We start from the raw sequence: 18,939 nt of genomic DNA on the forward strand, positions 1-18,939 counted from the left end.
GCCGGAGGGCGCCGGGTCCATTGTGGTTACTTGCCTGGGCAGAGTCGCTTTGGTGCGTTGTCGGTCGCGAGTTTCGCGTCGACGCAGCCTGCCGGTAGGCCGACGTCGCCACCGTCTCCGGCCCGTGCCGATACCTGACCGCACCGAGCTGCGTGCAAGTCGTTGCCGCCGACGGGCATATCGAATCCGAGCACGACCCGAACCAGCCATTGCCGGTCGACGCGGCCACCGAAGCGGTCGCCGCGGGCACCCGTTCGGCGTACTTCACCGACATCACCCTCGACGGGTTCCCGCTCCGGATGTACACCGCGCCACTACGTTCCGGCACCGCGGTGCAGATCGCCCAACGCTCCGACCCCGTCGACACCAGCCTGCGCCGCGTCGCCTACGCCCTCCTCACCGCGGCCGCGATCGGCACCCTGCTCGCCCTCGCGGCAGGTCTCGCCGTCGCCCGCCGCGCAGTCGCCCCCGTCACCACCCTGACCACCGCCGCCGAACGCATCGCGAACACCCGCGACCCCCGCCACCACATCACCGTCACCGGCCCCGACGAACTGCAAAGCCTGGCAAGCAGTTTCAACACCATGCTCGACGAACTCGACCAAGCCTTGACTGCTGAACGGGACTCCCGCGCCGCCCAGCACCGCCTGATCGCCGACGCCTCTCACGAACTCCGCACCCCACTTACCGCGCTCCGCACCAACATCGACCTACTCCGCCGAGCCTCCCGCCTCAGCCCAGAACAGCTCGACGAAACAGCGTCCGCCCTCCGAATCCAATCCGAGGAACTGTCCGGCCTGGTCACCGATCTCATCGATCTCGCCCGCGCCGACGACCCCACCGCCGCCCCTGAACCCCTCGAAGACCTACGCCTCGACCTCCTCGTCACCGACTGTCTCCGCACTGCTGAACGTCACTGGCCCACAATGACATTCGCCCCCGACCTCGAACCGACCATCATCCACGGCATCTCCGCCCGTCTCACCCGCGCCATCACCAACCTCCTCGACAACGCTGCCAAGTTCAGTCCACCTCAAGGCACAATCCACATCACCCTCCACCAGAACGCCCTGACCGTCCGCGACCACGGACCCGGCATCCCACCCGCCGACCTCCCTCACATCTTCAACCGCTTCTACCGCTCCACCACCGCCCGAGCCAAACCCGGCCACGGCCTCGGCCTAGCCATCGTCAAACAGGTAGCAGACCTCCACGCCGCCACCGCAACCGCCGAATCCACCCAAGGCGACGGCGCCCGATTCCGCCTCACCTTCCCGCGACATCCGAGCCCGGAAACTCCTTCGACTCCAACGGACAGTCGGGAGATCATGACGGAGTGAACGACGGCTGGCCCGACAACTTGGTGGTGCGCTCCCTGACCACCACCGACGCGCACCAGATGGCCGGTTGGCAGTACGGCGGCCCATGGGAGATCTATGACCTCACCGATGACCTGCCGACTGCCGCAGACGGGTACAGGGCAGTGGCCGACGCCGACACAGACCGCATCGTCGGATTCTTCTGCACCGGAACAGAAGCGAGAGTCCCCGGCCTCGATGAAGACCCCGACCTGATCGACCTCGGTGTAGGCATGGATCCGAAATGGGTCGGCCAAGGCCACGGCAAGGACTTCGGCGAGGTAGTGCTGACTCACCTCCGCCGAGACCACCCCTCGACACCGATCCGTGCCGCCATCCAAGCCTGGAACCGCCGAAGCCGACAACTGGTCCGCCGACTCGGATTCGTCGAGCACGACCGCCATCACTGCGTGCAGAACGGCCGAGACGTCACCTACATCGTCGCGATACTGTCCGCCCAGGCAATAAGGTCGGGACGGTCATAGACCTCCGCGTCTGTCGGGAGACGAGCTGCACACGCTCGAAATTGCGTCGCCAGATGTGGATTGGGCTGCAAGGATCGGCCCGTGCCGGTCGACCAGAATCTTCTCCTCGCCTTCATGGCCACAACGTTCATCGCGATGATCACACCGGGCCCCGACATGCTCTTCGTTCTCGGTTGCGGGATGCGTGGCGGTCCGCGGGCCGGGCTGTTCGCCACGGCAGGCGTCGCGACCAGCGAGGCGATCCACGTTGCGGTCGCCGCGGCAGGGTTGGCGGCTTTGTTCGCTGCTGTCCCCGTTGCCTTTACCGTGGTCCGGACGCTCGGTGCCGCCTACCTCATCTACCTTGGGGTGCAAGCGATCCGGCGCCGCAACAGCATCCCGACGGAGTCGGCGGAGGTCGGGGTTTCCGGCCGGAAGGCCTATGTTTCCGGGCTGCTCACGAATCTGCTGAATCCGAAGATGGTGACGTTCACGATCGCGTTCCTCCCGCTGTTCATCGATCCGAGCCTCGGCCGGATCTGGCTGCAGTTCGCGATTCTCGGCGCGGTCATGATCGTCTTCGAGTTCCTGGTCGACGGGGCGGTCGGCGTGCTCGCCGGGCGGATCGGTGGCTGGCTGCGTCGTCGTCAGGCCGCGCGTCGGCGCATCGAAGTCGCCACCGGTGGCATCTTCATCGGGCTCGGCGTCCGGCTGGCCATCCAGCACTAGCCGGGCATTGCGCGCGGAAAACTCATACTCGTGGGGGATGCGGCGTTCACGCTGCGGGGTGAGGTGAGGGTCGGTGGGGCGGTCTTAGCGTTGCCGTATGGACAGCTTGCAGGCGGGTCAGCGTAAGAAGGCAGTGGTCATCGGGGGCGGGATTGCCGGGCTACTTTCGGCGCGGGTGCTTTCCGAGCATTACGGGGAGGTTGTGGTGCTCGATCGCGATGCCGCGCCCGGGGCGGGGGTGCGGCGGGGCGGGGTTCCGCAAGCGTTTCATTTGCATCAGATGTTGCCGCGCGGCGAGATGGCGTTGGAGCAGCTCTTTCCGGGCTTCCTCGATGGCGTGTTGCGGGCCGGGGCCTTTCCGCTGAAGGATTCGGTGCTGAACTGGACCAATCGGTACGGCACCTTGGCGATGCCTGCTCCGCCGAAGGGGGCGTTCTACAGCAGGGGGCTGGTCGAGCAGGCCATTCGTGACCGGGTGGCGGCGATCGGCAACGTGCGTTTCGTGTACGAACAGAAGGTTGTCGAGCTGTGCGCCAACGCCGATCGCACGAAGATCACGGGTGTGCAGGTTCGGCACAGTGGGCGGCTCGAGCCTGCCACCACCATATCGGCGGACCTGGTTATCGACGCGAGTGGGCGGTCTACGAAGCTGCCGCAATGGCTTTCGGCGCTCGGCTACACCACACCGCCGGATGAGGTCGTCAAGTCCGGGATCGGTTACAGCACCCGCTATTACCGCTTGCCGGCGCACGCGGCTGTGCCCACCTTGCAGGTGGTCGAAAACGATTGCAGCACAGGGAATCCAGCCGGTGGGGTACTGAAGCGGATCGAGGGCGACGTCTGGAGCGCGTGTCTGTCCGGGATCGGCGGTCACTATCCGCCGACCGACGCCGCCGGGTTCGAGCAGGGATTGACCGAGCTGATCAGTCCCGCCATCGCCGAGGCACTGCGCGATGCGGAACCGCTGACCGCGCCCCGCAGCTTTCGCATTCCGGTCTGCGTGCGACGGCATTACGAGCAGATGGCGGACTGGCCCGCCGGACTGTTGGTGCTCGGCGACGCGCTTTCCACGGTGGACCCGATCTACGGCCAGGGCATGACCGTGGCCGCCATTCAAGCCCAGAACATCGGCACGTGTTTGAGCGAACAAGCCGGACCCGGCTTCGAGCGGAATGTCCTCCAGCAGCTGCAGCGCGCCTCGTACCCGGCCTGGTGGCTCAGCGCGCTCGAAGACCTCCGCTGGCCGGGTGTGGAACACACCGGCGGCAAACCGTTCAAGAATGTCGCGTTGATGCACAAGTACTTCGACCTCGTCCTCGAACGGCTGACCACGCGGATGTCCAGCGACGCAGCGGGATCCGGCCCGACCTTCATGAGCTACTTCGCGATGACCGGACTGCTCGTCGCACCGAGCGACGTGGTCAACAGCACCATGCTCAAAGCTCTGCTGCGGGGGGAGCGCACCCCAGCCCAGCAAGCACTCGTCGCCGAACTCAGGGCGCACCGCGAGTCGATCTCGACGGTGCTGGCCGACACGGTCGCTCTCGCCGCGTAGCGCGACATCCCCAGATTTGCCGCTGGCGTGCTGCGCCCGGATGGAGAAATATAGGCGTGCAACCGCCAGCGGGAACGGCACGCCGAAATCAGGCCGCCTCCGCCATGTTCGGCCACGAGATGGGAGCGGACTGTGCACGACGTCACCGATACCACTGAGGCGCGGCCGGGAGCGTCCGCCGACGAACTCGCCGAGTCCTACACCTGGGAGATCGTCCACGACGGCACGACCGCGGAGTCGGGCGAGACCCGCCTCGGCGAAGCGCATCCGCTGACCGGCAGCACCGCGGGCCAGCACTACGAGATCGCCTGCGGGGTATTCGAACAAGCCTGCGACCGCGCGGTGGAGGAGTACCGCTATGAGGTGATGATGGCGCGGGTGGAAGGCCAGTCCGAACCGCGACCGATCACCGTCGTCACCGTGAACCTGCGCTACACCGACGGCAGCATCGCGGTATCGATGACCGCGCACCCGCGGCACCGCCCGATCACCGACACGGACATGGCCGAGTATCGCGACTACCTCGAATGGGCCGAAGAAGACCACCGCCGCTTCCTCGAGCAGAAGGCCCTGAACGACGAAACCTTCGACCTCCCATGGGAATCCACCGAGGAATCGTGGACGCCGGACGAGACGATCGACCAGTCCGATCCCCGCCTGGCTCGAATCGCGGAACTGGAAAGCGAAGCCGCCGACATCCGCTCAGAGGTGTTCGACCCGGACCATTGCCGCGAACTCCAGTTTCGAGCCGAGCAGAAACTACGCGACGCACGGACTGCGGCGGAGACGGCCGCGAACGGCGACGCCACGGCATTGGCCGCAGCCGAACGAGAAGTCACCCACCGCACCGAACGCGTCACTCGCTGGACCACCCTCCTCGCCGAAACCACCGCCGCATACCTGCAGGCGGCGGCTCTCGACGCGGAAGCCGCGCAGGTTCGTCGTGCGTTGCAGGCCGAAACGCAACCAGCCAGAACCTCCTAGGGGTTGTCCGGTGCCTGCCGAGCGGCAGGCACCGGACAACCTCACAGCGCTAACAGTGCGCGGTGCCCGATACGGGGATCGACCAACGGGCGCAACGCTATTCGCATGAGGGCGAGGGCGTTGTCGTCGCCAGCGATGCGGTTCGCTTTGAGGGAACCGCACGCCAGACACTGGTGAACGAGTTGCCATTCCCCGTTGTCGCGCGCGGACATACTCACCGCCTCCATCCGCCCGCGACACTGCTCGGCTCGGTCGCCGGGGACGCGTCGGTCCACGTGACGGCTGGTCAGGCAGTGCGGGCAGTGGTTGCGGTGAGCGGTGCCCGGCGCGACGGTCGGTACATCCATCCGACAGCCGATGCACCGGAAAGCATCGCCGGATTCGCCTGTGCGGCCGTGCAATACGTCCTTGGCGCGTTGCGGGCGGTGGCCCGCCGGTTTTCTGCGTGGCATGTCGCACCCCCTACAGATCGCCGAAGACTTCGAGCGGGAACGGTGGTTCGGCGAGCGGGCGGACCGCCATGCGCATCAGGATGAGCTGGTTGTCGTCACCGCACACGGGGTGCAGCGCCAGCTCGTGACAGCGGGTGCAGCGATGCACCACAGCCCATTCGCCGGTGCGCAGCACGGCGATCGACAGCGGCGCCATCCTGGCGCGGCAGTCGGACGTGCCACCCTCGACGTGGTCGTGGGTGTGCCGTGAGTTCAGGCAACTCGGGCAGTGGTTGCGCCAGCTGTTGTCCGGCGCGAGCGTCGCTACGACGAGGCCGCAGCGGACGCAGGTGAAAGTGTCGGTACGGAGCGATGCGCTCGGACCGTGAGAGGTGTTGTCTGACACCCGGATTACTCCTTTGCTGAGGGCTTGATAACAGCAGGAGCAGGCCGAGCGCGCCTCGGAACCTATCTAGCGGCGGTTGGCTGTGCGGGCGCGGTCGAACCGATGCGGTTCGACTCGACGCGGTGAGGCGCGCTCGGCGCAATCCGGGTCATAGACGCTCTTTCCTGGGCCGTCGGGCCCGGTAACCGATCTCTCGGGCGCTTCTACCAGCGCGGCAGCAACGGTAGCAACGCGGGCTCGTTGGTCGCCACCGATTTAGGCGAGCGGTGCTCAGGACCGATAGTTGCGGGCCACGAGCCCCAGACTGCCCGCCGCGGCGAGTGCGGCGATGGCGAACATGGGCGGGTAGCCGAAGCCGAACTGCTGATGCAGGAACGACAGCAGGGCGGGTACGCCGAAGCCGAGGTAGCTGACCGAGTAGAACACCGCGGTCAGTCCGGCCAGATCGTCCGGGCGAGCGATGCGTTCGATCTCCTGGAGCCCGGCGACCAGGCCGATGCCGTATCCCGCGCCGAGGATGACCGCCGTTGCCAGGGTCGCCCAGAGCGTCAGCGCACCGGAAGCCCATGCGGCCGCGACCATTCCGCACGTGACGAACACCAGCGAGACGACGGCCGCGCGGGCGGTGCCCGGCTTGTCGATCCGCCGCGCCACCGACTGGATCGCGAAACCGCAACTCAGCGTGATGACTCCGACGAGCGCGGAGAAGGCGATCGGCGCGCCATGGATGTGCGGTGCCATCAGTGTCGGCATGATCGCGTAGGCCGTTCCGGCGGAGGTGAACAGCCACAGCGCGACGGGCAGTGCCACGCAACGGAATCGGCGGTGGGCGGCCGCGGGCACCTTCAGGTCATCGATCAACCGGCCCGGATTCTCCTGGGGGAGTACCGTTTCCGGCGCCCGCGCCACCCACATTGCGGCGACCAGGCACAGCGTCACATTGATCAGATAGGCGAGGGCGTTCGGCCACGGCGCCCACTGTGCCAGTACCCCGGCGAATCCCGCGCCGACCGCGAAACCGCCGGTGAGGCTCATTGCCGAGCGCCGCGCCCCGGTGCCGCCGGGCAGCGCGGGCCCGAACGGCGGCTGCGCGAGCTCTTTCAACCAGCTGCTGCCGACCGCCATCGCCAGTCCGAGCGCGATTCCGCACAGCACCCGTCCGGCGGACAGCACCGGCACCGACGCCGAGCCGAACGCCAGCAGCAGCGAGCCCGCCGCACTGATCAGCGGCGCCGGACGCAGCAATGCGCGGCGGCCGTACCGGTCCGACAACGGTCCGCCGATCAACAGCGCGGGCACGATGCCGAGAACGTAGTAGAACAGCAGCAGATCCACGGTGGTGGCGGGCAGGCCGTGGTTCTTGTACATCACCAGCAGCGGCGTGAATTCGTTTCCGCCCCAGGCGATCGCGAACATCGCGGCGGCGACACCCCACCACGCCTTCGACGAAACCTCGGCGGGTGCGGGCCGGACCGCGGTGGTCAGCGTCGCCATCACAGTCCTCGTAGTTCTAGCTGGTGCACACCGGACAGGTGCTCGGCCAACGCGGTGGCGAAGCGGTCCACCTCGCCTGCTTCGATCAATCCCGCCAGGTGTGCGTGCTGCTCGATGATCCGGTCGATATCGATCGGTCCGCGACGCAGTGCGACGCTGTTCATCCGCCGCTGCCGCTCGCGCAGAGAGTCGTAGAAGCTCGCCAGCAGCGGGTTGCCCGCCGCGATCACATACGAGCGATGGAAGTCGGTGTCCACGAGCGCGAACTGGTCGAGATCCCCGGCGGCGGCCAGCTCGCGCTGCCGGTCCAGCGAGGAACGGAACATCGATGTCAGCGCCGTGCGATCGGTCGAAGCCAGCGCGCGTACCGCGGCCGCCTCGACGACATAGCGGGCGTACGCGACGTGCTCGGCCTCGTCCGGCGGAATCGGCACCACCAGCGCACCGCGCTTCGGGTAGAGCTTCATCCACCCTTCGGTCTCCAACCGCAGGAACGCCTCGCGCACCGGCGTCCGCGACGTGCCGAGGTCGGCCGCGATCTCGCCCTCGCTGATCAGCTCGCCACCCGCCAGGGTCCCGGTGAGGATCCGTTCCTTGACCTCGCAATAGGCCTGCTCAGCTGATGAATACGTCTTAGACACAAGTTGTATCTTAGGCAAGATCAGCGGCGAACCGACTGTGAGGTTTGTTACTGGCCGTGTGGGGCGTAGGTGGGGAATGGCCCGTAGGCCGAACATCTTGCGGGCTATGGCTCTCGCGCTGGCTTCGATCTGAGGATTGCACTGACTGTGGGCCAGTATCGAGAATTATCTTCAAAGATATAGACCTGATCTTGCATGATCTTCATAATTTGAGCAGTAACGGTCCATATTATGCGGATCGACTATCGACATCCATCGACATTCAGGAGCGCAGGTGAAGATCGGGGTCCCCCGCGAGGTCAAGAACCACGAGTATCGGGTCGCGATTACCCCGGCCGGTGTGCACGAGCTCGTGTCGCGCGGGCACGAGGTGTACATCGAGTCCGGTGCCGGTCGTGGCTCAGCGTTCGAGGACGAGGCGTACACCGTCGCCGGCGCGCGCGTGCTGAACACCGCCGACGAGGTCTGGGGCACCGCCGACCTGGTGCTCAAGGTGAAAGAGCCGGTCGCCGAAGAGTATTCGCGCATGCGTGAAGGTCAGGTGCTGTTCACCTACCTGCACCTCGCGGCCTCCAAGGAATGCACCGATGCGCTGCTGAGCTCCGGCATCACCTCGATCGCCTACGAGACGGTCACCGGCCGCGACGGCTCGCTGCCGCTGCTGGCCCCGATGAGCGAGGTCGCGGGCCGGCTGGCCCCGCAGGCCGGCGCCTACCACCTGATGCGCAACGGCGGCGGCCGCGGCGTGCTGATGGGCGGCGTGCCCGGCACCCCGCCCGCCAACGTGGTCGTGATCGGCGCGGGCGTCGCGGGCGGCAACTCGATCGCCATCGCGCACGGCATGCGCGCCGAGGTGACCGTGCTCGACCTGAACATCGCCCGCCTGCGCGAGATCGACGCACAGTACAAGGGTCAGGTGCGGACCATCATGTCCAACCGCCTCGAGGTCGAAAAGGCCGTTCGCGAAGCCGATCTGGTGATCGGCGCGGTGCTGGTGCCCGGCGCCAAGGCGCCCACGCTGGTTTCCAATGACCTTGTCGCGCAGATGAAGCCGGGCTCGGTGCTGGTCGATATCGCCATCGACCAGGGCGGCTGCTTCGCCGATTCGCGGCCGACCACGCACGCCGACCCGACCTACCGGGTGCACGAGTCGGTGTTCTACTGCGTCGCCAACATGCCCGGCGCGGTGCCTTACACCTCGACCGTCGCGCTCACCAATGCCACGCTGCCGTACGTGGTTTCGCTGGCCGAGCACGGCTGGCGCGAGGCGGTGGCGATGGACCAGGGCCTGGCGAGCGGTCTCAGTACGCATGGTGGTGTGCTGCTGTCCGCCTCTGTCGCGGCCGCACACGGTTACGCTGCCGAAAGCCTGGCCGCGTAACACGTTTCGCAAGGGCGGTCGACCCCGTTGGGTCGGCCGCCCTTGTCACGTCGTGGTATTCGTCCGCGGCCGCATGTGCTCGAAGATGAGGATCGTCTCGGTCGAGGCGACGGCCGGGTGCTCGCTCAGGTTGTTCAGCACGAAACGGCGCAGCTCGTCGGTGTGCGAGGTGGCGACGTGGATCAGGTAGTCGTCGGCGCCCGCGATGAAGTACACGTTGAGCACCTCCTCGAACTCCGACATCTGCTCGCCGAACTGGGCCAGATGCTGCCGGGCGCTGGCGCGCAACCGCACCGCGATCATGGCCTGCAGACTCCGGCCGAGCGCGGCCGGATCGATATCGGCGTGGAATCCGCGAATGACGCCGCGTTCCACCAGTGCGCGCACCCGCCCGAGGCAGGTGGACGGCGCGATGCCCGCCGCCGCCGCGAGCGCGTTGTTCGTCATCCGGCCGTCCCGCGCGAGCTGGTCGAGCAGGATCCGGTCGATATCATCGATCGGCACACCGGCCGGAGGGTGCAGCGGCGACACCGGCGAGGTCGATCCGCCGGGTGAATCATTCTTACGCATGCCTCGACCGTACAGAATCTTGTTCGTAAATCCGCCTTATTTGTGAATGATCTTCAACAACTGGGATTCTCGTGCAGTTCACGCGCGCCAGGAGGTGGCTGGCAAGCCCTTCAGGAAGTCTTTCCCTGGCAGCACGCGCAGTCGCCACGGCCGCAGCCGGAGCAGGCTGACGCCGGGCGATTCCGGCCCGGTCCAGCCGGGGATGCCGATCCCGCCCGGGTCGTAGCCCAGTGGTCCCGGCGTGCTCCGGAAGAGCTCCCACTGCCTGGTCTTCGTCTCGAGGTCGTCGGCCCATTCGGCCGCGCATTCCGCGAGACAGGTGTCGTGTGTCGGCAGCCAGTAGTTGCAGGCGACATAGGGACTGTGCGCGAGGTGAGCCAGCTTGGCCGGGGTCTTACCGGTGAAGATCCAGCCGGTCAGCTCCTGCCCGTCCCACTGCCAGATCGGATGCAGGACGCGACTGCGCGGGCGGCCCGCCGGATCGGTCGTGGAGACGGTGCACCACACGATGCTGTGCGCCAGTTCCACGAAAGACGGTGCGATATCGCCCAATTCGCTCACAGTGGCCACTTTAGCCGCCGCGGCCTCTTCAGCCCACCGGTCGCGCGTGCGGCCGGGCCTGTTCCAGCTGCGCGGCGACCGTGAGGATGGTCGTTTCGCCATTGCTCGGGCCGATGAGCTGAACCGCTAGCGGGAGCCCGTCTTCGCCGATACCCGCAGGCAGCGACGCCGCCGGGTGGCCGGTCACGTTCCACAGCGCGGTGTAGGCCACCATCGGGATGGAGCGGATCTGGGCGCGGATGGTGCTGGCGCCGTCCAGTGCGCCGAGGCCCGGCGGGCGGCAGGCGATGGTGGGGGTAAGCAGCAGGTCGCAGTCGGCGAAGACGCGATCGACCTTGTGCGCCACGGATTCTCCTTGGCGGATCGCCCAGTCCACCACGGGACGCCGGGCCCATGCGCCCATCGTGATGGTCTGGCGGGTGCGGCGTTCGAGGAGTTCCGGATGCTCGACATGGTCCGCTTCGTCGCGCACACCGCCGAAGAACTGCGGGTAGAAGGCGTGCAGGTACTCGGGGTACTTCGGGTCCACCTCGAACACGGAATGTCCGAGCTCGGCAAGGAGTTTCGCGGTATCGAGCACCGCGCGCACGTTCTCACGATCCGGCTTCGCCAGTGGCGTATGCGGTTTCGTGCTGTACCCGATGCGCAGGCCGGTGGCGGGCCGCCGTGCGGCCTGCTCGAACGAGATCAACGGGTCCGGTGCCGTGAACCGGCTGTCGGGCATGTTGCCGCGGATCACGTCGTACACGATCGCGGAGTCGAGTACGCCGCGGGTGAGCGGTCCGCTGACGCCTAGCGTCCACCAGAGATGCTCGTACGGCGCGGTCGGCACCCGCCCGCGTTGCGGCTTGAGGCCGAACAGCCCACAGCAGGCCGAGGGAATCCGGATCGAGCCGCCCCCGTCACTGCCGATCGCGACCGGGACCAGGCCCGCCGCGACCGCCGCCGCGGAGCCGCCGCTGGAACCGCCGGTGGTCCGGGTCCGATCCCACGGATTGCGGGTCACGCCGTAGGTGCTCGACTCGGTGAACGCCCACTGTCCGAATTCGGGCATCGCGGTCTTGCCGACAACGACGGCGCCCGCCGCCCGCAACCGGCGCACGACCTCGGCGTCAGCCTTGACGGGGGTCGAGTTGGCCCGGGTGCCGAACGTGGTCACCAGGCCCGCGACGTCGATCTCGTCCTTGATGGCGATCGGAATGCCGTGCAGTGGCCCGACGTTGCCCGCCGCGCGCTCCCGGTCCCGTTCGGCGGCCTCGGCGCGGGCCTGCTCGTGCCGGATTTGCGTAAACGCGCCCAGGTCCGCGGCCGCGTCGATACCCGCCAGCGTGGCGGCGACCAGTTCCTGCGAGGACACGGCTCCCTGTTCGAGCAGCTCCCGCTGCTCGAGCACACCCGCGGACACGACGTCCTGGAGATCCATCTGCTACCGCTCCTCTCGGCCACGCAACGGCGCGTGACCAGCACGACTGAGCCGTCGGGCCGAAGACCCGACAGTAGATAGCCGTATGACCATTTCGCAATCAATACGGATGCGGATCACAAGGAGTTCAGTATTTCGGCGAACCGGGTGGGCGATATTCCGGATCGGCGGCCCGCATGGCCGCGACGTCGTCGCGGTTACGCATCGCGGGCATGGATTGCCAGCGCTCGTGCAGCCGGGCCAGCGCGTCCCGATCGAGCTCGATGCCCAGGCCGGGGGTGTCGGTGACCGCGACGGCGCCGTCGGTGAAGGCGAACGGTGCGGTGATGACGTCCTCGGCCTGCCACGGGTAGTGGGTGTCGCAGGCGTAGTCGAGGTGCGCGACGGTGGCGGCGACCTGGGTCATCGCGGCCAGGCTGATGCCGAGGTGGGTGTTGGAGTGCATCGAGATGCCCTTGCCGTAGGCGTGGCAGACCGCGGCGAGGTCGCGGGTCGCGTGCAGGCCGCCCCAGAAGTGATGGTCGGACAGCACGACCTGGACCGCGTTCGCGTCGAAGGCGGGCCGGATCTCGTCGATGGCGGTGACGATCATGTTGGTGGCCAACGGCATTGCGGTGCGGCGGTGGAGTTCGGCCATGTCGTCGAGACGGGCGGTGGGGTCTTCGAGGTATTCCACGACACCGGTGAGCTGTTCGGCGACCGCCGTCGCGGTGGCCAGTGACCAGCCGCCGTTGGGGTCCAGGCGCAGCGGGTGTTCGGGGAACGCCTTGGCCAGCGCGGTGATGGCGGCGACTTCCTCCTCGGGTGGGAAGACACCGCCCTTCAGCTTGAACGAGCGGAATCCGCCGTGGGCGCTGAACCTTTCGGCCAGCCGGACGACGCCGTCGGGGTCGAGCACCTCGCCCCATTCGTCGGTCGGGGTGTTCGGCGTCGGGTGTTCGGCCCACTTGTAGAACAGGTAGCCGGAGTAGTCGACGTGGTCGCGTACCTTGCCGCCGAGCAGAGCGTGCACGGGTAGGCCGAGCTCGCGGCCGTGCGCGTCGAGTGCTGCGGTTTCGAAGGCCGAGATCACGCTGAGCCGGACCTTGTCGGTGGTCAGCGTGCCGCGTAGGCCGCCTGCGACGGGGTTGTCGTCGAGCAGGCGGGTGTCGCCCGCGCCGAGCAGCCGGATGGCGTTGCTCGCGGCGACCGGCATGCCGATCAGGTGCTGCGCCAGTTCCGTTGCGCAGGCGAGGTATTGGTGGTCGCCGTAGGTCTCGCCGAGACCGACCGTGCCGCTGTCGGTTTCCAGTTCCACGATCAGGCGCGGCGTGTAGGGCTGGTGTACGCCACCGACATTGAGCAGCGGTGCGTCGGCGATGAGGATCGGGGTAAGGCGGACATCGGTGATGACAGCGGACATGGTCAGTCCCGCTTTCCGTCGATGCGACGCGGTACACGCCACGGGTTTTCCTCGCGCAGGGCGGGCGGGAGCAGGCTGTCGGGGAAGCCCTGCCAGGCGACGGGGCGCAGGAACCGGTCGATCGCGGCGGTGCCCACCGAGGTTGTGGTGGGTGCGGTGGTGGCCGGGTAGGGGCCGCCGTGCTGCTGGGCCCAGGTGACGGTCACGCCGGTCGGCCATTCGTTCCAGATCAGCCGCCCGGCCAGCGCCGTTAGCGCGGGCAGTAGCGGGCGGACATCCTCGATCTCGCTGTCCTCCGCGAAGACCGTGGCAGTGAGGCCCGGTTCGAGCTCGTCGAGAAGTGTTTGCAGCTCAGTGGAATTCGCGTACTCGACCACCAGTGCGGCGGGACCGAAGCATTCGGTGCGTAGCAGTTCGTCACCGGCGAGGAAGTCGGCGGCGGACACTTTCAACAGCGTCGGCGCGAGCAGGTCGGCCTCGATATCGGGCAGGGAAAGTGCTGTGACAGCAGGGTGCTCGCGGAGATCAGCGACTCGGGTGCGGAAGCCGTCGGCGATGCGGTCGTTGAGCAGCCGTTGCCCGGGCGCGTCACGAACGGCCGTGCGGAGCGCGTCGGTGAGACCGTGGCCCGTGGGAAGCAGCAGCAGGCCGGGTTTGGTGCAGAACTGTCCGGCGCCGAGGGTGAACGAGCCGAGGAAACCCGCCACTATCTGGCGGCTTCGTGCGCGAACGGCCTCGGGGAGAACCACGATCGGATTGACGCTGCCCAGTTCGCCGTAGAACGGGATAGGTCGGGGCCGTGCCATTGCGACGTCAAAGAGTGCGCGCCCGCCGGGCACGGACCCGGTGAAGGCTGCCGCGGCGATTGATGGGTGGCGCAGTGCGGTGGTGCCTGCCTCGATACCGTGGATGACGTCGAAGATTCCGGCTGGAGCGCCCGCCTCGATCAGAGCGTCGCGCACGATAACGCCGGTGCGCGCGGACAACCGCGGATGCCCGGGATGCGCCTTGAGCACGACCGGGCAGCCCGCGGCCAGCGCGGACGCGGTATCTCCGCCCGCGACGCTGAACGCGAACGGGAAGTTGCTCGCCGCGAACACCAGCGTCGGACCGATCGGGACAACGCTGCGGCGGATATCCGGTCGCGGGCCCATCGGCCACTGCGGGGCGGCGTGATCGACGGTGGCGCGCAGGAACTCACCGTCGGCCAGTACCTCGGCGAACAAGCGCAGCTGAAACGTGGTGCGCGCCAATTCGCCACGCAGGCGGGGGCTTTCGGGGAGATGTGTTTCTTCGGCGGCGAGCGGGACCAGCTCGTCGGCCGCGGCATCGAGCGCGTCCGCGGCGTGCGTGAGCCATCGCGCGCGTTCGGCCGGGGTGGACTCGGCGAGCCGGGCGGCGGATGCCGCTGCCGCGGCGATGATTCGGGATAGGTCGTTCGGGTCGGTATCCATGATTCCTCCGAAAGGTCAGGCGCGGGCCGAGTATTCGGCGACGGTCCAGGCGCGGGCAAGGTCACTGAGGGTGACGCCGAGGCCGGGACGTGCCGAGAGGTGCATCCGTCCGTCGGCGATCTCCAGGCGCTCCTCGAACAGCGGGTCGAACCATTCGAAGTGCTCGACCCAGGGTTCTCTGGCGTAGGCCGCGGCGAGGTGGACGTGCACCTCCATCACGAAATGCGGGGCAAGTTGCAGGTTTTCGCTGTCCGCCAGGGCCATCACCTTCAGGAACTGGGTGATGCCGCCGATGCGTGGCGCGTCGGGTTGCACGATGTCGGCGCCGCCCGCGCGGATGAGTTGGGTGTGCTCGGCCACGCTCGTCAGCATCTCACCCGTCGCGATCGGGGTGTCGAAGGTTGCGGTGAGCCGGGCGTGACCGTCGAAATCGTAGGCGTCCAAGGGCTCTTCGATCCACACCAGCCCGAACGGCTCGAACGCCCGGCACATGCGGCGCGCGGTCGCCCGGTCCCACTGCTGATTGGCGTCGACCATCAAAGGCACCCGATCGCCGAGCTTTTCCCGCACCGCGGTGACCCGGGCCAGGTCGACGGCGCTGTCCGGGTGTCCCACTTTGAGTTTGATGCCGCCGATCCCGTGTTCGAGGGATTCCGTCGCACGGTCGAGCACCTCCTCGATCGGTGCGTGCAGAAAGCCACCGGAGGTGTTGTAGCAGCGCACCGAATCCCGGTGTGCGCCCAGCAGTTTGGCCAGGGGCAGCCCGGCGCGTTTGGCCTTCAGATCCCACAGTGCGACGTCGAACGCCGCGATCGCCTGCACGGCGAGCCCACTGCGACCGACCGACGCCCCCGCCCACATGAGCTTGTCCCAGATCTTGGCGATATCACTGGGATCCTCGCCGAGCAACACGGGGGAGAGCTCACGCGCGTGCGCGAATTGCCCTGGGCCGCCTGCCCGTTTCGAGTAACTGATGCCGAGGCCGACCAGCCCGGACGCGGTGGTGATCTCCGCGAACAGCACCGCCACCTCGGTCATCGGCTGCTGCCGACCCGTGAGCACCTTGGCGTCGCTGATACCGGTGGGCAGCGGCAGCGCGACCGAGGAGATGGTGACCTCGGTGATGCGGTCCAGCGTTGCCGCGCCGGTCATGCCGCCGCCGTGCCGGTGACGGTCCGGATCAGCGTGCCGAGTTCGGCGCGTTCGTCGTCGGTGAGGTTGGTCAGCGGCGGCCGTACCGGTCCGGCGGGGCGACCGATGGCGGTCAGCCCGGCCTTGATGATGGACACCGCGTAACCGGGCCGCCGGTCGCGGATGTCGAGGTAGGGGATGACGAACTCGCGCAGATGCCGGTAGACAGCGTCGCGGTCCCGAGCGCGCACGGCCCGGTAGAACGCGAGCGCGAACTCGGGCATGAAGTTGAAGATCGCGGAAGAGTAAGTGGTGACACCCATTTCGGTGTACGGCAGCGCGAAGGTCTCTGCGGTGGGCAGTCCGCCGATGTAGGTGAGCCGGTCGCCGAGGCGGGCGTAGATCCGGGTCATCGTCTCGATATTGCCGACGCCGTCCTTGAAGCCGACCAGGTTCGGGCAGCGTTCGGCCATCCGCGCCAAGGTGACGTCGTTGCAGGTGGCGTTGGCGCGACTGTAGAAGATGACGCCGAGGGAGGTGGCCGCGCAGATCGTGGCGACATGCTCGATCAGACCCTCCGGACCGGCCTCGGTCAGATACGGCGGCAGCAGCAGAATGCCTTCGGCCCCAGCGACTTCCGCCGCTCTGGCCTGCTCGACAGCGGCGGCGGTTCCGGCCGTCGCGGGTGCGATGACGGGTATCCGGCCGCCGGTCTCGGAGACCGCCGCACGCACCACCTGATCGATCTCGGACGGTGTCAGCGAGAAGCCCTCACCGGTGCCGCCCGCGGCGAACAGCCCGGCGACGTCGTATTGTGCCAGCCAGGCAATGTGTTTGCGATAGGCGGCTTCGTCGAACGAGAGGTCCGCGTCGAAATGCGTGACCGGGAACGACAGCAGTCCTTGACCCAGCGCGGGTCCTAGTTCTTCAGCGGATAGATGCGACATTGCTTTCCTTTCAATGAGCGGGTGGCAGCGAGTCGAGCAACCGCACGACCCGCGGCAACGCCGGGTTCGCGCAGTTGCGCCGCCATACCGCGTACAGGACAACCGGATCGTCGACGCCGGCCAGCGGCCGGAACCGCACGCCGTCGGGATGGAGATGACTGGCCGTCTCCGGCACCAGCGCCAGCCCACGGCCCGCGGCGACCAGCGCGAGCATGGTGTGCACCTGGGTCAGCTCGTGCGTCGACGTATATGGCACGGCGGCAAGGGTTCCCGCGACCAGATCGGCGAAATACCGGGCCGGACCGGGCGCGTACACCAGCAGCGTCTCGCCACCCAGCTCCTCGACCGCGATCGGGCCGTCGGCTGCGAGCGGGTGCGCGTCGGGCAGCGCGAGCATGAGCCGTTCGGAATGCACCAGCTCGCAATCGAATTCGGTCCGATCGAACGGCGGCCGGGCCAGCGCCAGATCCAGCTTGCCGCTGCGCAGGTTCTCGAACTGATCCGAGCTCACCATCTCGCGCAGCACCACCTCGACCCCGGGCAGCCCCTGCTCGATGTGGTTGAGGAACCGGCCGAGGAAGCCGAACCCGGATGCCGCGGTGAAGCCGATCCGCACTGTGCCCGCGCCGCCCGCCGCGACCAGTCGCGCGGTCCCCGGCGCGCCCTCGGCGAGCGCGAGCAGCCTGCGTGCCTCGATCAGGAACACCTCGCCCGCCGGGGTCAGCTGTGCCTGCCGCTGGCTGCGGTCGAACAGCTCCACCCCGATGTCGCGCTCGAGCTTCTGGATCTGCCTGCTCAGCGGCGGCTGGGTCATCCGTAGTCGCTCCGCCGCACGGCGGAAGCTGCCCTCGTCGGCGACCATGACGAACCCGCGGACCTGCTCGAGTGAGACCATGGGTGCCAGCCTGCCCGCCTCGGCGCGATGATGCGGGTGATCCCGCCGCCACGGGCGGGTGCCGAGATCTTCGATGCGGGTCATGCGGCGGGTAGGTCGATGATCTCGACCCAGTTGGGGTTGCGGCCGACGGGCACGCGGTGCCGAGCCGTGAGTGCGCCGGTGGCGTGGTCGATGGCGTAGCTGGTGATCGCGTTGGACTTCTGGCCCGCGGCCACCAGGAAGCGGCCGTGCGGATCGATGGCGAAGCCGCGCGGCTGGGACTCGGTGGGGGTGTGGCCGAGGAGCTCGAGCGCGCCGGGCATGCCGTCGACGCGGAATCCGGCGATGGTGTCCGAAGTTCGTTCGGACACATAGACATAGCGGCCATCGGGTGTTACGTGCACGTCGGATGTCCATGGACTGCCGGAAAAGCCTTCTGGCAGTACGGATATCGACGACACCGGCGTCAGCGTGCCGGTCGCCGGATCGAACAGGTAGCTGCTCAGCGTTCCATCCAGCTCGTTCGTCGCGAAGGCGACATAGCCGTTCGGGTGGAAGACGATATGGCGCGGTCCCGCACCGAGTTCGGTCCCGACGGCCGCGGGTCGATTGGGCTTCAACCTGCCGGACGCGGCGTCGAACCGGTACTGGAGGATGTGGTCGCCACCCAGCACCGCCACGAACACATGGTGGTTCGACGGATCGGCGACGATCGAATGCGCATGCGGCGCAGTAGCGATGACCTCGTCCGGTTGCGGCCCCACGGTGCCGTTCCACGAGATCGGATTGACCGCGATCTTGTCTCCGCTGTAGGAGGCGCTGAACAGGGACCGCCCGGCCCGGTCGGTGGCGAGGTAGGCCATGTTGTCCGGCAGCGCGGTGGTGGCCAAACCCGTCAGCCGACCGGTCGCCGGGTCGATGGCAAAGGTCTTGACCGAGAACGGTTCCGAACGCAATCCGGCGTAGAGGAACCGGCGGTCCGGGCTGATCGCCAACGGCATCACCGTCCCGTCCACCGGGGCCGACCCCACCGGCGTGAGCACGCCGGTGGAGTCGAGCAGCAGCACCGAGATCTCGCGACTGTCGGCGTTCGATACGTAGACAACGCTGTGCGTCTCGGCAGTGGGCATC

The 18,939-nt window shown here is 67.7% G+C and carries 19 protein-coding genes; 6 read left to right on the top strand and 13 right to left on the bottom strand.

The features are described 5' to 3' along the window. Positions 1-152: 152 nt before the first annotated feature. From ACQPW1_RS20970 to ACQPW1_RS20990, 5 genes are all read left to right on the top strand, one after another. Positions 153-1,340 (top strand): HAMP domain-containing sensor histidine kinase, encoded by a 1,188-nt coding sequence (locus tag ACQPW1_RS20970; protein ID WP_433664386.1) that lies wholly within the window; start codon positions 153-155, stop codon positions 1,338-1,340. Then, positions 1,337-1,843 (top strand): GNAT family N-acetyltransferase, encoded by a 507-nt coding sequence (locus ACQPW1_RS20975; protein ID WP_433664387.1) that lies wholly within the window; start codon positions 1,337-1,339, stop codon positions 1,841-1,843. The genes ACQPW1_RS20970 and ACQPW1_RS20975 overlap by 4 nt, the downstream gene beginning before the upstream one ends. Positions 1,844-1,924: 81 nt before the next feature. Next, positions 1,925-2,551: a LysE family translocator gene (locus tag ACQPW1_RS20980; protein WP_433664388.1), complete on the top strand. Its 627-nt coding sequence runs from the start codon at positions 1,925-1,927 to the stop codon at positions 2,549-2,551. A 97-nt stretch (positions 2,552-2,648) separates the two neighbouring features. Beyond that, positions 2,649-4,106, top strand: a complete 1,458-nt coding sequence (locus ACQPW1_RS20985; protein WP_433664390.1) for an FAD-dependent oxidoreductase — start codon at positions 2,649-2,651, stop codon at positions 4,104-4,106. Between the two features lie 132 nt (positions 4,107-4,238). Next, entirely contained in the window at positions 4,239-5,090 is an 852-nt protein-coding gene (locus ACQPW1_RS20990) for a hypothetical protein (protein WP_433664391.1), read from the top strand. Between the two features lie 41 nt (positions 5,091-5,131). Here the strand turns inward: ACQPW1_RS20990 and ACQPW1_RS20995 are convergent, their stop codons facing one another. From ACQPW1_RS20995 to ACQPW1_RS21010, 4 genes are all read right to left on the bottom strand, one after another. Beyond that, a complete protein-coding gene (locus ACQPW1_RS20995; RefSeq protein WP_433664392.1) occupies positions 5,132-5,542 on the bottom strand; it encodes an RNHCP domain-containing protein in 411 nt (136 codons plus the stop codon). Positions 5,543-5,552: 10 nt separating this feature from the next. Beyond that, entirely contained in the window at positions 5,553-5,927 is a 375-nt protein-coding gene (locus ACQPW1_RS21000) for an RNHCP domain-containing protein (RefSeq protein ID WP_107656109.1), read from the bottom strand. A gap of 270 nt (positions 5,928-6,197) precedes the next feature. Next, entirely contained in the window at positions 6,198-7,421 is a 1,224-nt protein-coding gene (locus ACQPW1_RS21005; RefSeq protein WP_433664393.1) for an MFS transporter, read from the bottom strand. Beyond that, positions 7,421-8,062 carry a GntR family transcriptional regulator gene (locus ACQPW1_RS21010; protein WP_433664394.1) on the bottom strand — a complete coding sequence of 214 codons (642 nt, stop codon included), beginning with the start codon at positions 8,060-8,062 and terminating at the stop codon, positions 7,421-7,423. The genes ACQPW1_RS21005 and ACQPW1_RS21010 overlap by 1 nt, the downstream gene beginning before the upstream one ends. Positions 8,063-8,336: 274 nt before the next feature. On the opposite strand from ACQPW1_RS21010, the gene ald reads away from it, so the two are divergent. Continuing rightward, positions 8,337-9,443 carry an alanine dehydrogenase gene (gene ald, locus ACQPW1_RS21015; protein WP_433664395.1) on the top strand — a complete coding sequence of 369 codons (1,107 nt, stop codon included), beginning with the start codon at positions 8,337-8,339 and terminating at the stop codon, positions 9,441-9,443. Between the two features lie 45 nt (positions 9,444-9,488). Here the strand turns inward: ald and ACQPW1_RS21020 are convergent, their stop codons facing one another. From ACQPW1_RS21020 to ACQPW1_RS21060, 9 genes are all read right to left on the bottom strand, one after another. After that, complete coding sequence (locus tag ACQPW1_RS21020) at positions 9,489-10,013, bottom strand: Lrp/AsnC family transcriptional regulator (protein WP_433664396.1); 525 nt, start codon at positions 10,011-10,013, stop codon at positions 9,489-9,491. A gap of 78 nt (positions 10,014-10,091) precedes the next feature. Next, positions 10,092-10,574 carry a pyridoxamine 5'-phosphate oxidase family protein gene (locus tag ACQPW1_RS21025; RefSeq protein ID WP_433664397.1) on the bottom strand — a complete coding sequence of 161 codons (483 nt, stop codon included), beginning with the start codon at positions 10,572-10,574 and terminating at the stop codon, positions 10,092-10,094. A gap of 28 nt (positions 10,575-10,602) precedes the next feature. After that, positions 10,603-11,997 carry an amidase gene (locus ACQPW1_RS21030; protein ID WP_433664398.1) on the bottom strand — a complete coding sequence of 465 codons (1,395 nt, stop codon included), beginning with the start codon at positions 11,995-11,997 and terminating at the stop codon, positions 10,603-10,605. A 127-nt stretch (positions 11,998-12,124) separates the two neighbouring features. After that, complete coding sequence (locus ACQPW1_RS21035) at positions 12,125-13,399, bottom strand: glucarate dehydratase family protein (RefSeq protein WP_433664399.1); 1,275 nt, start codon at positions 13,397-13,399, stop codon at positions 12,125-12,127. Positions 13,400-13,401: 2 nt separating this feature from the next. Next, positions 13,402-14,853 (bottom strand): aldehyde dehydrogenase (NADP(+)), encoded by a 1,452-nt coding sequence (locus ACQPW1_RS21040; protein ID WP_433664400.1) that lies wholly within the window; start codon positions 14,851-14,853, stop codon positions 13,402-13,404. Positions 14,854-14,868: 15 nt separating this feature from the next. Continuing rightward, the gene (locus ACQPW1_RS21045; RefSeq protein WP_433664401.1) at positions 14,869-16,005 is read right to left on the bottom strand and encodes an L-talarate/galactarate dehydratase; all 1,137 of its coding nucleotides are present in this window, start codon (positions 16,003-16,005) and stop codon (positions 14,869-14,871) included. Beyond that, positions 16,002-16,931, bottom strand: a complete 930-nt coding sequence (kdgD, locus tag ACQPW1_RS21050; RefSeq protein ID WP_433664402.1) for a 5-dehydro-4-deoxyglucarate dehydratase — start codon at positions 16,929-16,931, stop codon at positions 16,002-16,004. The genes ACQPW1_RS21045 and kdgD overlap by 4 nt, the downstream gene beginning before the upstream one ends. A gap of 10 nt (positions 16,932-16,941) precedes the next feature. Beyond that, the gene (locus tag ACQPW1_RS21055; RefSeq protein ID WP_433664403.1) at positions 16,942-17,910 is read right to left on the bottom strand and encodes a LysR family transcriptional regulator; all 969 of its coding nucleotides are present in this window, start codon (positions 17,908-17,910) and stop codon (positions 16,942-16,944) included. After that, positions 17,907-18,938 carry a lactonase family protein gene (locus ACQPW1_RS21060; RefSeq protein ID WP_433665296.1) on the bottom strand — a complete coding sequence of 344 codons (1,032 nt, stop codon included), beginning with the start codon at positions 18,936-18,938 and terminating at the stop codon, positions 17,907-17,909. Before ACQPW1_RS21060 ends, ACQPW1_RS21055 begins: the two co-directional genes overlap by 4 nt. Between the last annotated feature and the right edge of the window lies 1 nt (position 18,939).

It is taken from the genome of Nocardia sp. CA-128927, from assembly GCF_050955855.1.
In the GTDB taxonomy this organism is placed as follows: domain Bacteria; phylum Actinomycetota; class Actinomycetes; order Mycobacteriales; family Mycobacteriaceae; genus Nocardia.

Excerpts from the sequence above, each read along its gene's own strand:
- ACQPW1_RS21060 (WP_433665296.1), bottom strand. The coding sequence starts at position 18,938 with ATGCCCACTGCCGAGACGCACAGCGTTGTCTACGTATCGAACGCCGAC.
- ACQPW1_RS20985 (WP_433664390.1), top strand. The coding sequence starts at position 2,649 with ATGGACAGCTTGCAGGCGGGTCAGCGTAAGAAGGCAGTGGTCATCGGG.
- ACQPW1_RS21040 (WP_433664400.1), bottom strand. The coding sequence starts at position 14,853 with ATGGATACCGACCCGAACGACCTATCCCGAATCATCGCCGCGGCAGCG.
- ACQPW1_RS21005 (WP_433664393.1), bottom strand. The coding sequence starts at position 7,421 with ATGGCGACGCTGACCACCGCGGTCCGGCCCGCACCCGCCGAGGTTTCG.
- ACQPW1_RS20995 (WP_433664392.1), bottom strand. The coding sequence starts at position 5,542 with ATGCCACGCAGAAAACCGGCGGGCCACCGCCCGCAACGCGCCAAGGAC.
- ACQPW1_RS21035 (WP_433664399.1), bottom strand. The coding sequence starts at position 13,399 with ATGTCCGCTGTCATCACCGATGTCCGCCTTACCCCGATCCTCATCGCC.
- ACQPW1_RS21045 (WP_433664401.1), bottom strand. The coding sequence starts at position 16,005 with ATGACCGGCGCGGCAACGCTGGACCGCATCACCGAGGTCACCATCTCC.
- ACQPW1_RS21020 (WP_433664396.1), bottom strand. The coding sequence starts at position 10,013 with ATGCGTAAGAATGATTCACCCGGCGGATCGACCTCGCCGGTGTCGCCG.
- ACQPW1_RS21030 (WP_433664398.1), bottom strand. The coding sequence starts at position 11,997 with ATGGATCTCCAGGACGTCGTGTCCGCGGGTGTGCTCGAGCAGCGGGAG.
- ACQPW1_RS21055 (WP_433664403.1), bottom strand. The coding sequence starts at position 17,910 with ATGACCCGCATCGAAGATCTCGGCACCCGCCCGTGGCGGCGGGATCAC.
- kdgD (WP_433664402.1), bottom strand. The coding sequence starts at position 16,931 with ATGTCGCATCTATCCGCTGAAGAACTAGGACCCGCGCTGGGTCAAGGA.